This is a genomic window from Streptomyces sporangiiformans (genome assembly GCF_005768555.2).
Taxonomy (GTDB): domain Bacteria; phylum Actinomycetota; class Actinomycetes; order Streptomycetales; family Streptomycetaceae; genus Streptomyces; species Streptomyces sporangiiformans.
The window spans coordinates 56,903-74,337 of sequence record NZ_VCHX02000043.1 but is presented as its reverse complement, the minus strand read 5'-3'; the positions used below and the strand labels follow the sequence as shown (position 1 = coordinate 74,337).

Below are 17,435 nucleotides of genomic sequence, written 5' to 3'. Positions count from 1 at the left end.
CAAACGCCGGACGGGCTGAAAATCAGCCCCTCCGGCGTTTGAGGAGCGGGGTCTGGGGCGGAGCCCCAGGGGATGGGAACGGGTAGCGGCGGCGGGGGCGAAAACCTACCCCGCCGCAGAACCCCGCTCCGGCATCATCCGATCCCGCACCGCGAGCCTCCGCAATATCTCGAGGACCCTGTCGCGGGACTCGTCCGCCGCGTCGATGGCCTCCATGCACTGCCAGTACGTCGCTTCGTCGTCCGCCGCGCAGGCGATCCCCACCAGGGCGATACCGACCTCACCCAAGAGACCACCGAGGTCCCGAAGAGCCTGGCGCGCATCGCCGAGCTCCGTGAGCTGCGCCGCGCGTAAGCTCACGACGCCGGACAGCGGCGCATCAAGCACTCCGCAGCCCCTGGCCGCCAGTTCGGTCAACCCCATGGCCTCGCCCCGTAATTCGGGAGGCCCGTACATCGCCACCCGACTGCCGATCGCCTGCGCCAGGGCCTGCGCCTGCCAGGCCTCCCTCATGATGTCCGTCGCGCCATCGCTTCCCGCCAAGGCACTTCTGCTCGCGTCGATGAGCCGCACCGCATCCATGTGCTGTCCTCGTCTTTTCCGACGCGTTCTTCACACGCCTGCCCGAACTCCACCGTCCACTACCCAGAGTGAAGGGCCGTGGGACGAAAAGCCAGAGGTAGACGGAAATCTGTGGACAAAGAATCGAATCTGTACAGCGGCATGACTCCATAGAGTGACGATCGTCGCTACTCCACCCCTCTCACGGCCCCTTTCCCACCGGAAACCTGCGCTCATTGCGGTCAATCTTCGCGTCCAGCGCCGCAAGAGGATCGATGCCGAGCACCTCGCACAGCTGCAGCAAGTACGCCAGGACATCGGCGACTTCGTCGGTCACGCGCGGGGCCTTTTCCGGATCGTCCATCACCCGCGCCGACTCCTCGGGAGTCAGCCACTGGAAGATCTCGACGAGTTCGGAGGCCTCGACACTGAGAGCGGCGACGAGGTTCTTGGGTGTGTGGTAGGGCTGCCAGTTCCGCGCCGCCGCGAACTCGGCCAGCCTGCGCTGGAGCTTCGCCACATCAAGTTCTGTCACGGCTCAAGGTCTACCACCGTGACCCCACCCACCCCCGAGGCCCGGGACGCGTCACTCACGGCACCCACCAGCCGAATGTGCCCCCGCTCGCACATCCGCGCCGCCAGCCGTACGAGTTGCTCCCGCTGCCGTGCGTCCAGGTCGCGGTCGAAGCCGTCGGCGAGAACCGTGAGCGTCTGGAGCGCCTCGGGCACTTCCCCCACCGTGTCGACCTCCAGCACACCCGGTCCGGTGAGCAGCACCAGGGCAAGCCCCAGATACCTCAACTCCCCGTCCCCGAGGAGTCCAAGAGGCGTCCGGAGTCCGTCGCCACGGTCAAGCACCGCCCGAACCGCCTGCGCCATCCCCACCCCGGCGGCCATCCCCATCCCGGCCGCCACGCCGATCCCGGCCTCCAACCCTTTCCCCGCTCCCGCCCCCGCCCCCTCGCCGGACACCCGCTCCGCCAACACGTCGACGACCCGCCCCGCGCACCCCTCCCGCACCGCCGCGACGAGTTGCCCGTGCCGTCGCCCGCACTCCGATCGGGTACGCCACAGCACCTCGGCGAGGTTGTCGCAGCCCCGCAGCAGCCGCCCCGCGCCGAGCGGAACGGCGGCACGCATGTGCCGGGGTACGGGGTCGCAGGCGAAGACGGACCGCAGGGCGATCACCATCTGCTCGGCGGCGGCGAGGACTTGGCGTTCGCCGTCCGTCCTGCCCGCGACGCGCAGCGGCAGCAGTGCGGTGCCGAGCCGGTCGTCGGGGAGCGGGGCCCGGGTCACGGGGGACGAGCCCGCCGTGTACCAGGCCGCCTGCACGGCGGGCCGGCTCGGGTCGCGCAGCGCCGTCTCCAGCAGGGTCACCCCACCGGTCGTCAACCGCTCGCCCACGATGCGCAGTTCGGGTTCGGCCTGCACGGCGAGGTCGAGCCGTACGGCCCCGGCGGGACCGTCGACCGTACAGCCGATGCGGAAGCCGCGCCGCCGCTGCGCGTCCGGCCGCGCACGCTCGGGAACGCAGGCGCCCGGACAGGGGAACACCTCGTCCAGCGCGGCGCCGCCGCCCAGTCGCGCCAGGGCCTCGTACGCCCGGAGCGCGCTGCTCTTGCCGCTGCCGCTGGGACCCGCGAACAAGGTCAGCGGCCCGAGCGCGAACTCCGCCCGCCGGTGTCTCGCGAATGCGGGGAGCCGCAGGGTGGTGACGCTCGGCCGGTCCCGGCCTGCCACAACAACGTCTACGGGATCAAGCGGCACGGTCATATGCGGACGGTAAGTCTGCGCCCCACTGCCGAACCGTTCCTCCCGGCACGCCTTCCTACGATCGAGGGATCAGCAGGGTTGTCCCGCCCTCAGGTCCCGGGAACCCCCGCATCCTCCATCAGCCCTCGCACCTCGGTCCCCGGCGGTGTGAGCAGGAACACGTTCCGGTCGACCCGGTGCATCCCGCTCGCGAGCCCGAAGACCACGCCCGTGCTGAAGTCGAGCACGCGCTTCGCGACGTCCGGCTCGGCGCCGGTGAGGTCGAGGAGGACCGGGATGCCTGCCATCAGGGTCTCGGCGACCTCACGCGCGTCCGCGAAGACATTGACTCTGATCACGACGAAGCGTCGGCGCGTCTCGGTCTCCGCGTCGGGAAGCGCCCGGTGGTCGACCGCCGACGGCCAGGCGTCACGGCCGCGCAACGGCACGACCTGGGCGAGCCCCTCCCACTGTTCATCGGTGACGTCGTGGCTGTTCACCGGCTCCCCCCGACCTCACTCGCACTGATTTCCTGCACCGGGCAATTCTTGCGCATCGTCACCCGTTCAGCCGAACAGCGACACGGTCCGCGACGTGCCCGGTAGCTTCTCACATCGCGCCGACGAGGGCTGTGTGGCGCATGTAACCCCTCATGATCGCGCCATGTGACACAGGCGTAACGGGCAATTCGTACGCTCACAACGATCGAGGTTCCATGCAGAAAGGGCAGCGCGTGACGACGACCCCCACCACGGGGACCCCCACGACGCACGTGCGCACGGTCTGCTCGTACTGCGGTGTGGGCTGCGGAATGGTCCTCGACATCGGGATGGGCCCGGACGGACGGCGTACGGTCCTGAAGGCGTCCGGCGACAAGGCGCACCCCGCGAACTTCGGACGGCTGTGCACCAAGGGCGCGACCACGGCCGACATGCTCGCCGCGCCCGGACGGCTCGGCACCGCTCTCGTACGGGACGACCGTGGCGCGGAACCCGCACCGGCGCCCGTGGACGCGGCGATCGCCGAGACGGCCCGGCGGCTGCGCGCGATCATCGATGAGCACGGCCCGGACGCGCTCGCCCTCTATGTCTCCGGGCAGATGAGCCTGGAGGCCCAGTACCTGGCGAACAAGCTGGCCAAGGGGTTCGTACGGACGAACCAGATCGAGTCGAACTCACGGCTGTGCATGGCGAGCGCGGGCACCGGCTACAAGCTGTCCCTCGGCGCCGACGGTCCGCCCGGCTCGTACCAGGACTTCGAGAAGGCGGACGTCTTCTTCGTCATCGGCTCGAACGCGGCGGACTGCCACCCGATCCTGTTCCTGCGGATGATGGACCGGGTCAAGGCGGGCGCGAAACTCATCGTCGTCGATCCGCGGCGTACCGCCACCGCTGACAAGGCCGATCTGTTCCTGCAGATCAAACCGGGCACGGACCTGGCGCTGCTGAACGGGCTGCTGTATCTGCTGCACGAGAGCGGCCACACCGATCCGGAGTTCATCGCCGCGCACACCGAGGGCTGGGAGGCGATGCCCGGCTTCCTCGCCGACTACCCGCCCGCCACCGTCGCCGAGATCACCGGCATTCCGGAGGCAGACATCCGCGAGGCCGCCTCGCTGATCGGCCGGGCGGGCGAGTGGATGAGCCTGTGGACCATGGGCCTCAACCAGTCCACGCACGGCACCTGGAACACGAACGCCCTGATCAACCTGCATCTCGCTACCGGTGCGATCTGCCGCCCCGGCTCAGGCCCCTTCTCCCTCACCGGCCAGCCCAACGCCATGGGCGGCCGCGAGATGGGATACATGGGGCCGGGTCTGCCCGGGCAGCGGTCCGTCCTCGTCGACGAAGAGCGTTCCTTCGTCGAGGAGTTGTGGGAACTGCCCCCGCAGACGCTCCGGAAGGACGGCGTCGGGCAGGGCACCGTCGAGATGTTCCAGAAGATGGCGGACGGCGAGATCAAGGCCTGCTGGATCATCTGCACCAACCCCGTCGCCTCGGTCGCCAACCGCAGGACCGTCATCGAGGGGCTGGAGGCCGCCGAGTTCGTCGTCACACAGGACGTGTTCGCGGACACCGAGACCAACGCGTACGCCGATGTCGTACTCCCCGCCGCCCTGTGGACCGAGACGGAGGGCGTCCTCATCAGCAGCGAGCGCAATCTCACCCTCGCGCAGCCGGCCGTGGACCCGCCCGGGGAGGCGCTCCCGGACTGGGAGATCATCGCGCGGGTGGCCCGCGCGATGGGGTTCGAGAAGGGCTTCTCGTACGAGAGCGCGGAGGAGATCTTCGAGGAGATCAAGCGCGCTTGGAACCCCAAGACGGGTTGGGATCTGCGGGGCGTGACGTACGAGCGGCTGCGGGGTACGTCCGTGCAGTGGCCGGCCGCGCGGGAGGACGGGCCGGACCGGAATCCGATTCGGTACGTGGACGCGGACGGTGACGGTGACGGGGGGCCGTCCTTCCCCACGGCCCACGGGCGGGCCGTGTTCTACGCGCGGCCGCACATCCCGGCCGCCGAGATGCCCGACGACGACTTCCCGTTCGTACTGAACACCGGGCGGCTTCAGCACCAGTGGCACACGCTGACGAAGACGGGGAAGGTGGCCAAGCTCAACAAGCTCAATCCCGGGCCGTTCGTGGAGCTGCATCCGCAGGACGCACGGGAGTTGGGGATCGTCGAGGGGGACGGGGTAGAGGTCGCCTCGCGGCGTGGGCGGGCCGTGCTGCCCGCCGTGGTGACGGACCGGGTCCAGCCGGGATGCTGCTTCGCGCCGTTCCACTGGAACGATCTGTTCGGGGAGTACCTGAGCATCAACGCGGTCACCAGTGACGCGGTCGATCCGGTGTCGTTCCAGCCCGAGTTGAAGGTCTGTGCGGTGGCGTTGGCTAAGGTTTCCTCGCCCCCGCCGCCCCTACCCGACCCCTCCCTTGGGGCTCCGCCCCCAGACTCCCGTATCGACCTGACGGCCTCGTCCTCCAACGCCGGACGGGCTGAACTGACGTCCGGACGCGCTGAACTGAGCGCCCTCGGTCTTGATCCCGCCCCTCCGCCCGTGCTCACCGCGCAGGAACGCCAGTACCTCAGCGGCTTTCTCGCCGGGCTGCCCGCGGGTGCCCCGGGGGTGCCCGTGCTCCCGCCGGACGCGCCGTTCAGCCCCGAGCACGCGCTGTGGGTGAACGGTGTCCTCGCCGGCATGTACTCCAGGTCGGCGGACACCCCACCGGCCCCGGGCGTTCCCGTGCGCGAGGTCGTCGTGCTGTGGGCCTCGCAGACCGGTAACGCCGAGGAGTTCGCGATGGCCGCGGCGGAGCGGCTTGCCGCGACCGGGCACAAGGCCACGCTGGTCGGCATGGACAACGCCGATCCGCGCGCGCTGCCGCCGGGTGCGGATCTGCTGCTGATCACCAGCACGTTCGGCGACGGCGACGCGCCCGACAACGGCTCGGGATTCTGGGACACACTGGCCACGGCCGAGCCGCCGCGCATGGACGGCGTGCGCTATGCCGTGCTCGCCCTGGGCGACTCCTCGTACGACGACTTCTGCGGCCACGGTCGCCGACTCGACCAGCGGCTGGGCGAGCTGGGGGCGGTGCAGCTCGCTCCGCGCGCCGACTGCGAGCCCGACTACGAGCCCTCCGCACAGGCGTGGCTCGACCAGGTGCTCACCGCGCTGAGCACCAAGGCCACCCCGGGACAGCCGGCCGCCGAGGCGCCGACGGCCATCGAGGCTCCACAGTCCGTCCGCTCCCGCAAGGCGGCACCCGTCACCGCCCGGCTCACCGGCAACCGGCTGCTCAGCCTTCCCGGCGCGGACAAGGAGGTCCGCCGGTTCACCTTCGACACCCGGGAGAGCGAGAGCCCGCTGACGTACGAGGCGGGGGACGCGCTCGGGGTCCGGCCGGTCAACTCCCCCGCCCTGGTGAGCGAGTGGCTGGCGGTGACGGGGCTGGACTCCTCGACCACCGTGGACGTGAGCGGTGTGGGGGAGACTTCCTTCGCAGAGGCCCTGAGCCGGTATCTCGACATCACCCGGATCACCAGCGATCTGCTGCGCTTCGTCTCCGAACGCACCCGCGACAACCGGGAGTTGAAGAGGCTGCTGCGACCCGACAACAAGGACGGGTTCGCCAAGTGGAGCTGGGGCCGGCAGGCCGTCGACGTCGTCGCCGAGCACCCCGTGCGGGCGAGCGCGCGCGAATGGGCCGAGGTGCTCAAGCCGCTGCAGCCGCGCCTGTACTCCATATCGTCGAGTCCGCTGGTCGATCCGCACCTCGTATCGCTGACGGTCTCCGTCGTGCGGTACGAGAACCTGAGCGGCCAGGCGCGTGGCGGGGTCTGCTCACCCTTCCTGGCCGACGCCGAGCCGAACACGCCCGTGCCGGTGTTCGTGCAGCGCTCCCCGCACTTCAGGCCGCCCGCGGATCCGGCGACGCCGATGGTGATGGTCGGGCCCGGGACCGGAATCGCGCCGTTCATGGGCTTCCTGCAAGAGCGCCGGACACTCGGCCATCGGGCCCCGAACTGGCTGTTCTTCGGTGAGCAGCACCGCGCCACCGACTTCTACTACGAGGACGAGCTGACCGCGTTCCTCGCCGACGGCACCCTCACCCGCCTCGACACCGCGTTCTCCCGCGACCAGCGCACCAAGGTCTACGTTCAGGACAGGATGCGCGCACACGGGCCCGAGCTGTGGCACTGGCTCCAGGACGGCGCCCGCTTCTACGTCTGCGGGGACGCCTCCCGCATGGCCAAGGACGTCGACCAGGCTCTGCGGGACATCGCCGTCACGCACGGCGGGCTGGGCGAGGCGGAGGCGGCCGCGTACATCAAGCAGCTCGCGGCGGACAAGCGGTACGTCAGGGACGTCTACTGACCGTCAGAGCGGCACCACGGTCGTCTCCGTCGCCTTGATGCTCGTCCACACGGACACCCCGTCCGCGAGGCCGAGTTCGGCGGCGGCCTGCGGGGTGATCTCCGCGACCACGTCCGGCGCCCGGTCGGAGGTGATCAGTACGCGCAGCCTGCTGCCGGTGGCGGTGATCTCGCGGACGGTGCCCGGCCAGACGTTGCGGGGGCTCCCGCCGGGCCGGTCCCGATGGACGGCGACCGCCTCCGGGGCGATGATCGCAAGGGCTTCCGTACCGGCGGGCAGCGGGTCCGCGATCACGAACGGCCCGCCTCCCTCGGCGAGTTCGAGCCCGTCGGCGGTCGCCGTGCCGGGCCAGGCGTTGCGGCCGAGCATGCGGGCGACCCAGGGTGACCGCGGATGCCGGGTGACCTCGGCGGGCGCCGCGTCCTGAAGCGCGCGGCCCTCGTCCAGTACGAGAACACGGTCCGCGAGCGACACAGCCTCGACCGGGTCGTGGGTGACGATCAGACAGACTCCGCCGAAGCCCTCCAGATGGCGGCGCAGGGTGTGCCGTACCTGGGCGCGGGTGGTCTGGTCGAGTGCGGCCAGCGGCTCGTCGAGGAGCAGCAGCCGGGGGCGGGTGGCCAGCGCCCTGGCCAGGGCGACGCGGCCGGCCTGACCGCCGGACATCTGGGACGGTTTGCGGTGCGCCAGACGGCCCACGCCGAGCCGGTCGAGCCACTCCTGCGCGGTGCGGCGGGCCTCGGCGCGCGGTACGCCGTGGGCGCGCGGACCGTACGCCGTGTTGGCCAGCGCGGTGAGGTGCGGGAAGAGCGCGCCGTCCTGGGGCACCCAGGCGACTCCCCTGCGGTGCGGAGGCAGTTCGGTGACGTCGGTGTCGCCGAGGCGCAGCTCTGCGTGGGCGCGCGGCGTCAGGCCGAGCAGAGCCCGCAGCAGGGTGGTCTTGCCGGCGCCGTTGGGGCCGACCACGGCGATGGTGGTACCGGGGTCGGCGTCCAGGACGAGCAGGTTGAATCCGGTGATCTCGGCGTGCAGGGACCAGCGTTTGCCGTCCGGGCGCTCGTCGTCCGGGGGTTGCTGGTCCGGCGGTTGCCGGCCTGGGGCGAGCGGCTCGGGACGGCTGTCCGCCGGTGAACTCGCCTCGTCCGCGTGGGACTCTGGCTGCTCGGGCGCATACGGGCGAGAGGAGCTGCCCGGCGTCCCCATGAAGCGGCCGCGCAGCGCGACGAGCACCGTCATCGCGATGGCGAGCAGCAGCAGCGAGACGGAGGTCGCGGCCTCCGGGGTGTCCTGGAGGAGCAGATACACCTGGAGGGGCAGGGTCTGGGTGGTCCCCGGAAGGTTGCCCGCGAAGGTGATGGTGGCGCCGAACTCCCCGAGGGCACGGGCCCAGGTCAGCGCGGCTCCGGCGACGAGCCCCGGGGCCACCATGGGCAACGTCACCGTGCGGAACACACGTACCGGCGAGGCTCCCAGCGACGCGGCGGTCTCCTCGTAACTCGGCCGCAGCCCCGCGAGCGCTCCTTCGAGGCTGATCACGAGGAACGGCATCGCGACGAAAGTGGCCGCGAGGACCGCGCCGGAGGTGTGGAACGGCAGGGTGACGCCGAAGACGTCCTCCAGCCAGGGCCCGAGCAGCCCACGCCGGCCGAAGGCGAGCAGCAGCGCGACACCGCCGACGGTGGGCGGCAGCACCATCGGCAGCAGGACGAGCGAACGGACGAGGGCCTTGCCGGGGAACGGCACACGGGCGAGCAGCCAGGCCAGCGGCACGCCGAGTACGAGCGACAGCCCCAGCGACCAGAAGGACACGACCAGCGAGAGCCGCAGCGCCTCGCTCGTGCCCGGGCTGCTCAGGTGCTCGCCCAAGTCGCCCCAGTCGGTGCGGGCCAGGATGCCGGCCAGCGGGAGGAGCAGGAACGCGATGGCGAGCAGGGCGGGGAGGGCCAGCGGGAGGGGGGCGCGGACGGCACGGGTGGCACGGGTGCGGTTGTTCCAGGAGCCGCGGGGGCGCTCGCTCCCGCTGCCACGGGGGCGGTTGCTCCCGGGGTCATGGATGCGCTTGCTCCCGAGGGTGGTCACGGCTTCTCGAAGCCCGCCGCGTGGAGGATCCGCTGGGCCTCGGCCGAGGACAGCCATTTCACGAAGGCCGCGGCGGCCGTGGAGTGCTGCGATTCCTTCAGGGTGGCCGCCGGGTACGAGGCGATGGTGTTCTGGTCCTCGGGGATCGTGACCGTGTCGGTCTTGTCCGTGGCCGTGGCCGCGTCGGTCTTGTAGACGATGCCCGCGTCCGCCTCGCCGAGCTCGACCTTGCTGAGCACGGCGCGGACATTGGGTTCCTCGGAGACCGGCTTCACGGTGATCTTCTGGTCGTCCAGGATCTGCCTGCTGTACCGGCCGACCGGCACCTCGGGCGCCGCGAGCACGACCTTCGTCCCGCTGTCGGCGAGATCCTTCAGGCCGGCGATCTTCTTCGGGTTGCCCGCGCCGACGGCGATGACCAGGCGGTTCTTGGCTATGACGGTCGGCGTGCCGGTGTCGTCCCGCAGCCCGTCCATCGTCTTGGTGTCGGCGGTCACGAGCGCGTCGGCCGGGGCACCCTGCTCGACCTGTGCGGCCAGTTCCTGCGATCCGGCGAAGGAGAAGGTCAGCTTCGTACCCGGATGCTCCTTCTCGTACGCCGCCCCCGCGGTCTTGAACACGTCGGTCAGGGAGGAGGCGGCCAGCACGGTGAGGTGCGCGGTGTCCGAAGCCCCACTGGTCTGCTGGGTGTCGTCGTCGTTGCCGCAGGCGGCCAGCGTCAGGAGCAGGGCACCGGTCAGCGCGGCGGCCGCGGCGCGGCGCCCGGTGCGGGTGGGAGTGAGGGCGGAAGACATGCGGCGGGGCTCCTCGGGGGCTGTGGTCGACGCGGGCTGTGGTCGACCTGGGCTGCGGCGATCGGCTGGGCGGTCGACGGGCGGCGGTCGGCGCTCGGCGTGATCAGCCGCGGTCGATGTGCACGTTGGTCGACTTCACGCGGGCGGTGGCCCGCATACCGACCTCCAGACCCAGCTCCTCGACGGCCTCCCGGGTCAGCAGGGAGACCAGCCGGTGCGGCCCCGCCTGGATCTCGACCTGGGCGGCGACGTCGCCGAGCTTCACCGCGGTGACGATGCCGGGGAACGCGTTACGGACCGAGGTGTACGGGGTCTCGTCCTCGTCGGTGCCGCTCTGCGCGAGCTCGACGGAGAAGGCGGCCAGATCCCGGCCGTCGATGACGCGGCGACCGCCTTCGTCGCGGTGGGTCGCCACCCGGCCGGCGTCCGCCCAGCGGCGCGCCGTGTCGGGACTGACGCCGAGGAGACGAGCCGCCTGCCCGATGGTATAGGACTGCATATGCGCCACAGTATGCCTTGCAGGCTCTTACCTGCAATGAATAGAAAGCGCCTCCCTGGCAGATGCGGCACCACTGGTCCCGTCACACCTGAGCCCGCGGCACCCCGCGCCCCCCCCCCGGCACGCCGCGCCCCCGGCACCCGACGCCTCAGACGGGCTGAGTCAGCAGCCCCATGCGGGTGGAGACCGCGACCCGGTTCCAGACATTGACCGCCGCGATCGTCCACAGCAGATGGGCCAGGTCGGACTCGTCGAACCAGGCCGCCGCCTCGGCGTAGACGGCATCGGGCACACCGGCCGCCGGAAGCCGCGTCACCGTCTCGGCGAGGGCGAGCGCCGCCCGTTCGGCCGGGCGGAACAGCGCCGTTTCACGCCATGCGGCGAGCAGGTGGAGCCGCTGCTCACTCTCGCCGGCTTCCCGGGCCGCGCGGGTGTGCAGATCCACGCAGAACGCGCAGCCGTTGATCTGCGACACCCGCACCCGCACCAACTCGGCGAGCCGGGCGTCGAGTTCTCCGCCGGCCGCCTGCTGGAAGGCGACCATGGCGTGGTAGGCGGCGGGCGCGGCGGCCATCACGTCGACCCGGTCACGGCCTTGGGTGGTGTCCGACATGTCAGCGGTCATCGAAGCTCCTCGACTTCTTCCTCGGGCATCTCGGTGGTGCCGTCCGGCTCGGCCGCTGCGGGGACGAACCGGACGTCGGCCCGGGGTGCCAGCGCCAGGTCACGGCCGGTCACCGGCTCGGGGACGGAGATCAGGATGTTGTAGTGGTTGGGGAAGTGGCAGGAGTCGAAGCCGAGGACGGTGCCGACCGGCCGACCGTCGATCCAGACCTGGTCGCCCCGGTCGAGAACGCCGCCGCAGCCCATCTCCGCGAAGCCGAGGAAGCCGACCCGGTCCACCCGGGTGCCCGCGGCCGTCTCCCGCTGATCGGTGGTCACCAGCTCATGGATCTCACCCCGGCGGACGCAGCGGCTGGCGAAGTCCTCCAGCCGCATCCCCCGGTCGTCCCTGCGATGGGTCAGGACCTTGACCAGGGTGCCGTGGGTCGCATACTTGACGACGCTCTCGCCGTGCATCGGTTCGTGGGTCTCGCCGTTCGTCAGTTGGCGGCTCTCGCGGTGCGTCGGTTCGTGGCTTCCGCCATGCATCGGTTGGTCTCCGTCCTCGGCCGGGCGCCCGCGGCTCCCCGGCACGCGGGCCGGCGGGTGGCACGCGAGCCGGTACGTCTCCTCGACCAGCGAGAGCGCGACGAGCCCGTCACCGGTGCGGTCGGTGGCCATACGGATCGCGTGGTCGAAGTCGTCGAGCACCCCGACGTACTCGTGCCACAGCGAGCCCTTGAACGCCCGAAACCCCCGCAGCATGTCGGCCGTGCGCACGGCACCGTCCGCCAGCCGCACCGTGACGTCCTTCACCTCACCCGGGTACGACCAGTCGAGCTCGACCCGCACCGGCAGGCCGTCGCGCGAGCGCAGCCGCACCGTGGCCCGCCGGTCGGTCCCGAACCGGTCCCGGACCACCTCCGCGTGCTCCACCCGCACCTCGCCGGCCAGCAGCCGCGCGAGGTCGTAGGCGTTCGGCCCGTTGTCGGCGACGCAACCGCCGCCGCACCGCGCCGGGTCCAGATACCAGGCGTCGTCGCCGATGTGCTCCTCGATCCGCTCGAAGTAGCGGATGGCGAGCTCGGCCGGCGCGGCGCCCGCGCGCAGCTCACGGCCGAGTCGTCGGACCTCACGGTTGTAGCGGCGGTGGAACGCGGTGAACAGGCACACTCCGCGAGCCCTGGCCTGTTCGACCAGCGCCTCCGCGTCGGCCGCGCGAGTGGCCAACGGCTTCTCCACACAGACCGGGAGGCCGGCGGCGAGGACGTCCGCCGTGATCGCCGCGTGCCGGTCGTTGGGCACCGCGACGACCACCGCGTCCAGCCGTGCCTCCGCGAGCAGCGCGCGATGGTCGGTGAAGACGGGACAACGGTCACGGTGAGGGGCCAGCCGTTCCGGCGACACGTCGCAGACGGCCGCGAGCTGCCAGGCCGCCGCCGATGCCTCGACCGCGGCCAGATAGAACCGGGAGATCGCGCCGAGTCCGATGACGGCGATCCGGCGCGGCGCCGCCATCACTTCTCTCCCGCGCTCGTCGGGAACGGCAGACCGTACGCGGCTGCGAGCCGCGCCAGTTCGCCATGCACCACCGGCTCCAGGGGTACGCCGTGCTCGCGGCGGTGACGAGCCCGCTGTGCCTCCGGCCAGCCGGGATAGCGGACCGGAGCGTCCGCGTCGCTGGGCGGGCAGGCCAGCACGGTGCCGAACAGCCGCTCCGCGTCCGCGATGACGGACTCCTGCCCGCGCAGCAGCCCGGGTGCGATCGCGACCATCAGCATGCCGATGTCGTCGTCCCGGCCGGACGGGCGCCCGTCGGCGCCCAGCGCCTCGTCGGCGGGACCGAACCCGGAACCCGCTACCAGCGCCGACAGCACCTCCACCATCAGGCCGAGCCCGAACCCCTTGAAGCCGCCGGCCGGTGTCGCCCCCAACCAGAGCAGATGCGCCTCTCCACGGTCGAAGGCGGCGGGATCCGTGACGGGTCCGCCGTTTTCGTCGGCGAGCCAGCCCGGTGGAATCGACTGCCCGGCACGCGCCGCCGCCCGCACCCTGCCCGTGGGGACCGCGGTGGTGCTCATGTCCAGGACGAACGGCGGGTGCTCGCCGGCCGGGGCGGCCACGCTCAACGGGTTGGTGCCCAGCAGCGCCACCCGGCCGCCCGGAGGCCGGGTGATCCGCTGCCGACCGCAGTTGGACGCGACCAGACCGATCATTCCCCGTTCGGCGGCGCGCAGCGCGTGATGGCCGGCGCAACCGAAGTGCGTGCCGTCCCGTACCGAGACCAGGCCGACGCCGAACCGCTCGGCTCGCTCCACCGCCAGGTCCATGGCCTCGCCCGCCTGCCACAGACCGAGTGCGCGGCGCGCGTCGACCAGTACGGCCGCCCCCAGATCGGCCAGCACGGCCGGCGAGGCGACCGGGTCGGCCCGGCCCTGCTCCAGCAACGGCAGGTAGAGGCGTGACAGGTTGACCGTGCCGTGCGAGCCGGCGCCGACCAGGTCCCCGTGGCAGAGCGCCTCGGAGGCCTGCCGGGCCCGCGCGTGGGGGACGCCGTGTGCCGTGAAGGCTGCGGCGACGACGTCGGCCAACTGCTCGTAGGGGACGGGGACTTCGGCGGGAGTGCGGGATCCGGCTTCGGTGATCACGCCGGACCCGGCTTCGGTGGGAGCGCTGGTTCCGATCACTGTGACCGGCCCTCGTTTCGGGTGTAGTCGCGGGAGTACGGGAATGAGTGGTGGCTGGGAATCGTGGCGTCGAGACAGGTGCCGCGGAACGCGAGCAGGATCCTCGCGACACCGGCGGCGAACGCTTCGAGGTCCGCGAGGTCGACGAACTCCCCCCGCGCATGCGCGTGGTTGTGTTCCAGCGATCCGGGCCCGTACACCACGGTCGCCGCGTCCTCGCGGTCCGCCAGCCAGATCGCGTCGCAGGTGAACGCGGACTCGCCGTCCGGCCACCGCTCGATGCCGGCGGCATCCTCGAGCAGGCGCTCTGCCCAGGCCGGCGTGTGAGCGAGGGCGGGCAGTCCGCTCTTGAGCCAGTGGAGCCGGGTGATGTCGGCGGCGTCCTGTGCGGTCCTGGCGAGTTCGCGGACAGGGGCGAAGCGAGTACGGAACTCGGCGATTCCCGTGCGCAGGGCGTCGCCGGTCGCGGCCTTGAGCCGGTGTGCCGTCTCCGTGCTCGTGTAGGAGAGGTTGAGCAGCAGCTCGCCGCGGCCGTAGACGCGGTTGTGCAGCGACCCGGTGGTCAGCCCGGCGACACAGACCCGCCCGTCGGCGGCGAGGGGTGGCAGCGTCCGGCCCAGGTGCTGTGCCAGATGGCCGAGCAGCACCGTGGCGTTGTGGCCGTGCTCGGGGCGGTCGTCGACGGCGTCGTCACCGTCGACCCGGATGCGGGCGGTCATCGCCGCGCTGGCCCGGGGGAGGTAGCGCAGGCCGGTCGGCTCACAGAACACGTTGAGCCGGCCGTACCAGCCGCGGTCGACCAGCGGACGGGTGCCGATCGTGCCGAGCGCGCCCCCTTCCTCGCCGGCGACGGCCTGGATCAGCACGCCGATCTCGTCGCCGAGCCGAGGCCGCGCGGCCAGTGCGGCCCTGATGCCGGCCAGCAGCCCCACGGCGGGGCCCTTCGCGTCGACCGAGCCTCTTCCGGTGAACCGACGGCCGTCGAAGCCGACGGGCTCCACGCCCGACACGGTGTCCAGGTGCACGTTGAACATGACGGTCCGGTGGCGCGGGTGGTCGGCCCCCAGCCGGAGCACCAGGTTCGGCTGGCAGTTCAGGAAGCCGGGACGGTCCGCGACGGCCTCGCTGACCGGGAGCGGCACGCCGTCCACCGCGAGATCCTCGGGGCGCGCCGCCGCGTGGTGAACCACCGAGAAGCCGAGCGGCGCGGCCGCCTCGGCGTAGCGGCGCCCCGCGGCCCACAACTGCGGCTCGGGGAAGTCCGCGCCGGTCTCCAGCGGTCCTGCCGTGGGAAGCCGCAGCAGGTCGAGCAGCAGACCCTGCTCGGCCGGGCCCACCGGCGCGCCGGTCGTCGTGGTCATCCGGGCCGCCCGTCACCGAGGACGAGGTCCGGGCTCCCGCGCTCGGACGCGCGCTCCCCGAGCAGTTCGGTGAGCGCGCGTCCGGCGGCGACGAACGCCGCCGCGCACACGCTGTCGGGTTCGCGGCGCCCCTCGTGCGGTACGACGGCCAGATGAGGCTCGATCGAAAGGGCGCCCGTATAGCCCGCGTCGAGCAGCAGCCGCAGACAGTCCGCGACGCCCGCGTCGCCCTCGCCGGGCAGACAGTACGCGGGAGCCGTGGCCGGGCCCTTCGCGTCCTTGACGTGGACGTGGTCCACCCACCCGACGATGTCGCCGAGCAGGTCGGGGGCCGCATAGCCGTACGCGATGCCGTTGCCGGTGTCGAACAGCAGCCGGAGCGCCGGACTGTGCACGGCCTCCAGCACCTCCCGCATGCGGTCGGCGCTGCTCTCGGCCCAGCCGGCGCAGTTCTCGAGCAGCAGGACCAGTCCGGCGGAGGCCGCGCGGTCGGCGAGTGCCCCGATACGGTCGATCGCGGCCGTCCGCCAGGCCGGTCCGGACAGGCCTCCTCTGGGATAGGACATGATCCGGACGTAGGGGGTGCCGAGCGAGCGGCAGCGCCGGGTGAGTACGTCCAGCTCGGCGAGATCGTCGGCGAAGTCGCCGTCGGCCGTGCGCGCCCACCCCCCGATGCGCGAGTCGACCGCCACGACGCGCAGCCCGGCAGCGTCCACCGCATCGGCCACCTGCGCGAACGCCGGCTCGGAAAGGTCGGCCAGTGCCAGGCCGTCGACGCTGCGCAGCTCGATCGCCGACCAGCCGAGCGCCTGGACGGCGGCCACCTGCGCATGGATCCCGTACCCTGCCTCGTCGCCGATGCCGGCGAGGAGGAGGCCCTTGGACGCGTCAGCCGGCATGGCGTACCGGGTCGGCCGTGGTCGTGGGGCGCCCCTCGTGCTGAGCGCAGTACCGCTTGGCCGCGTCCACCAGTCGCACCACCTCGGCGTTGACGGCCAGATCGCTGTCGAACGGGCCTTGGTCCGCGAAGCGTTGGTAGGCGTCGAGGACGAACGCGGTCAGCGCGTCATCCGGGAACACCTCGCGCACGGCGCCGCGCCGGTCGGTGACGGTGAGCTGGGCGAAGCCGTCGTCCTGACTGACGGGGTAGTGACCGATGACGTGGGCGTCGGTGAACTCGCAGACGATGCTGCGCTCCCGGACCGGTGCCGTCAGGTCCGAGACGAGACAGGTCGAGGCTCCCCGGTGGTGCGTCAGACGCAGCGTGGCCGTGCCCAGCCGCGGCCGGACGAGGTCTCCGGCCACCAGGTCCGACCAGCCGGCGCCGGTGAGTTGGGCCGGTCCGGCCAGCCGGAGGGCGACGCCCAGCGCGTGCGGGATCTCGACGTCGAAGGCGGTCGGGTGGCCGTTCGTGACCGCGCTGCGGGTGAAGCGGGGTTTGCTCTGGGTGAAGTGGATCGTCCGCAGCTCGCCGTACTCCCCGCCCGTCACGCATCGCTCCAGACGCCGGGTCAGACTGCTGACCAGCCACTGCGCCACCACGACCAGGCGGAGCCCGAACCGGCCGCACAGCTCTTCGATGCGTGCCAACTGGGCGACGTCGACCGCCAGTGGCTTCTCGACGAGGAGATGGACGAAACCCAGCCGGGCCAGGTGCCCGAGTACCGCGGCACGGTCCTCGGGCGGCGTGCAGACGTGGACGACCGTGGTCTCCGGGTCGAGTTCGGCCCGGGCTCGCTCGAGGGAGGGCAGCAGGAGCGTGCCCGGCCGGTGGAAGGAGGGTGGCGGAGCGGGGTCCACGGCGACGATCGGTGCGTCGGCGAGCAGCCCGTCCACGGCGTCGGTCCCCGCCCGCAGGCGATCCAGCACCGGCAGGTGCAGGGCCGCGCCGGCGCGGCCCAGGCCGACGACGAGGGTGCGGAACATCGCGCTCATCCGTTGTGCGTCCGCCTGATCGATTCGGGAACATGGGACGCCGTCCCGGGCGAATGCCCACATGGTGGGGACCGTTCACGAACTCCCGTCGGGCCCAGGTCGGTTCGTGCAGAATTTCCAAGGCGTACGAGTGCTGTCAAGCGACCCTCGGAAAACGGTCCGCCGCCCGGGTGAATGTGACGGGCCTGGCGTGCCGGGAACGCGATACGTTCCCGGCGGCGGCAAAGTAGCCGGTCGGTCCGGGCATGAGAACGGGCTCCCCGCGCAACCGACCGCATTCCCTTC

14 protein-coding genes are annotated in these 17,435 nt (G+C 71.8%); 1 reads left to right on the top strand and 13 read right to left on the bottom strand.

Annotated elements, in window-relative coordinates; genetic code table 11:
* Window positions 1-105: 105 nt before the first annotated feature.
* The 4 genes from FGD71_RS03020 to FGD71_RS03005 form a co-directional block, all read right to left on the bottom strand.
* Window positions 106-582, bottom strand: a complete 477-nt coding sequence (locus FGD71_RS03020) for a DUF6099 family protein (protein WP_119098788.1) — start codon at window positions 580-582, stop codon at window positions 106-108.
* A gap of 181 nt (window positions 583-763) precedes the next feature.
* On the bottom strand, window positions 764-1,096 hold the full coding sequence (locus FGD71_RS03015; RefSeq protein ID WP_119098787.1) for a nucleotide pyrophosphohydrolase: 333 nt from the start codon (window positions 1,094-1,096) through the stop codon (window positions 764-766).
* Entirely contained in the window at window positions 1,093-2,337 is a 1,245-nt protein-coding gene (locus FGD71_RS03010) for an AAA family ATPase (protein WP_119098786.1), read from the bottom strand. The genes FGD71_RS03015 and FGD71_RS03010 overlap by 4 nt, the downstream gene beginning before the upstream one ends.
* A gap of 89 nt (window positions 2,338-2,426) precedes the next feature.
* Window positions 2,427-2,816, bottom strand: coding sequence for a cell division protein SepF (locus FGD71_RS03005; protein WP_119098785.1), 390 nt, complete (start codon window positions 2,814-2,816; stop codon window positions 2,427-2,429).
* Between the two features lie 311 nt (window positions 2,817-3,127).
* Here FGD71_RS03005 and FGD71_RS03000 point away from each other — a divergent pair, with 311 nt between their 5' ends.
* Window positions 3,128-7,192 carry a bifunctional nitrate reductase/sulfite reductase flavoprotein subunit alpha gene (locus FGD71_RS03000; RefSeq protein WP_240436368.1) on the top strand — a complete coding sequence of 1,355 codons (4,065 nt, stop codon included), beginning with the start codon at window positions 3,128-3,130 and terminating at the stop codon, window positions 7,190-7,192.
* 3 nt (window positions 7,193-7,195) lie between these two features.
* Here FGD71_RS03000 and FGD71_RS02995 read toward each other — a convergent pair whose 3' ends face one another.
* From FGD71_RS02995 to FGD71_RS02950, 9 genes are all read right to left on the bottom strand, one after another.
* A complete protein-coding gene (locus FGD71_RS02995; protein ID WP_240436367.1) occupies window positions 7,196-9,139 on the bottom strand; it encodes an ABC transporter permease in 1,944 nt (647 codons plus the stop codon).
* 128 nt (window positions 9,140-9,267) lie between these two features.
* Window positions 9,268-10,065 (bottom strand): molybdate ABC transporter substrate-binding protein, encoded by a 798-nt coding sequence (modA, locus tag FGD71_RS02990; RefSeq protein ID WP_119098782.1) that lies wholly within the window; start codon window positions 10,063-10,065, stop codon window positions 9,268-9,270.
* A gap of 103 nt (window positions 10,066-10,168) precedes the next feature.
* On the bottom strand, window positions 10,169-10,564 hold the full coding sequence (locus tag FGD71_RS02985) for a TOBE domain-containing protein (RefSeq protein ID WP_119098781.1): 396 nt from the start codon (window positions 10,562-10,564) through the stop codon (window positions 10,169-10,171).
* Window positions 10,565-10,712: 148 nt separating this feature from the next.
* Window positions 10,713-11,189, bottom strand: coding sequence for a carboxymuconolactone decarboxylase family protein (locus FGD71_RS02980; protein ID WP_119098780.1), 477 nt, complete (start codon window positions 11,187-11,189; stop codon window positions 10,713-10,715).
* Window positions 11,186-12,685 (bottom strand): Gfo/Idh/MocA family protein, encoded by a 1,500-nt coding sequence (locus FGD71_RS49885; protein ID WP_338120032.1) that lies wholly within the window; start codon window positions 12,683-12,685, stop codon window positions 11,186-11,188. The genes FGD71_RS02980 and FGD71_RS49885 overlap by 4 nt, the downstream gene beginning before the upstream one ends.
* Window positions 12,685-13,854 carry an Ldh family oxidoreductase gene (locus FGD71_RS02965; RefSeq protein ID WP_240436365.1) on the bottom strand — a complete coding sequence of 390 codons (1,170 nt, stop codon included), beginning with the start codon at window positions 13,852-13,854 and terminating at the stop codon, window positions 12,685-12,687. Before FGD71_RS02965 ends, FGD71_RS49885 begins: the two co-directional genes overlap by 1 nt.
* A complete protein-coding gene (locus FGD71_RS02960) occupies window positions 13,851-15,215 on the bottom strand; it encodes a M20/M25/M40 family metallo-hydrolase (protein ID WP_119098779.1) in 1,365 nt (454 codons plus the stop codon). Before FGD71_RS02960 ends, FGD71_RS02965 begins: the two co-directional genes overlap by 4 nt.
* Entirely contained in the window at window positions 15,212-16,114 is a 903-nt protein-coding gene (locus tag FGD71_RS02955) for a sugar phosphate isomerase/epimerase family protein (protein WP_119098778.1), read from the bottom strand. Before FGD71_RS02955 ends, FGD71_RS02960 begins: the two co-directional genes overlap by 4 nt.
* Window positions 16,104-17,150, bottom strand: a complete 1,047-nt coding sequence (locus FGD71_RS02950; protein ID WP_205571080.1) for a Gfo/Idh/MocA family oxidoreductase — start codon at window positions 17,148-17,150, stop codon at window positions 16,104-16,106. The genes FGD71_RS02955 and FGD71_RS02950 overlap by 11 nt, the downstream gene beginning before the upstream one ends.
* Window positions 17,151-17,435 lie beyond the last annotated feature (285 nt).

Bases quoted from the DNA above. Each gene is read 5' to 3' on its own strand.
- FGD71_RS03020 (WP_119098788.1), bottom strand. From the start codon at position 582: ATGGATGCGGTGCGGCTCATCGACGCGAGCAGAAGTGCCTTGGCGGGA.
- FGD71_RS03010 (WP_119098786.1), bottom strand. From the start codon at position 2,337: ATGACCGTGCCGCTTGATCCCGTAGACGTTGTTGTGGCAGGCCGGGAC.
- FGD71_RS03000 (WP_240436368.1), top strand. From the start codon at position 3,128: ATGGTCCTCGACATCGGGATGGGCCCGGACGGACGGCGTACGGTCCTG.
- modA (WP_119098782.1), bottom strand. From the start codon at position 10,065: ATGTCTTCCGCCCTCACTCCCACCCGCACCGGGCGCCGCGCCGCGGCC.
- FGD71_RS02985 (WP_119098781.1), bottom strand. From the start codon at position 10,564: ATGCAGTCCTATACCATCGGGCAGGCGGCTCGTCTCCTCGGCGTCAGT.
- FGD71_RS02980 (WP_119098780.1), bottom strand. From the start codon at position 11,189: ATGACCGCTGACATGTCGGACACCACCCAAGGCCGTGACCGGGTCGAC.
- FGD71_RS49885 (WP_338120032.1), bottom strand. From the start codon at position 12,685: ATGGCGGCGCCGCGCCGGATCGCCGTCATCGGACTCGGCGCGATCTCC.
- FGD71_RS02960 (WP_119098779.1), bottom strand. From the start codon at position 15,215: ATGACCACGACGACCGGCGCGCCGGTGGGCCCGGCCGAGCAGGGTCTG.
- FGD71_RS02955 (WP_119098778.1), bottom strand. From the start codon at position 16,114: ATGCCGGCTGACGCGTCCAAGGGCCTCCTCCTCGCCGGCATCGGCGAC.
- FGD71_RS02950 (WP_205571080.1), bottom strand. From the start codon at position 17,150: ATGAGCGCGATGTTCCGCACCCTCGTCGTCGGCCTGGGCCGCGCCGGC.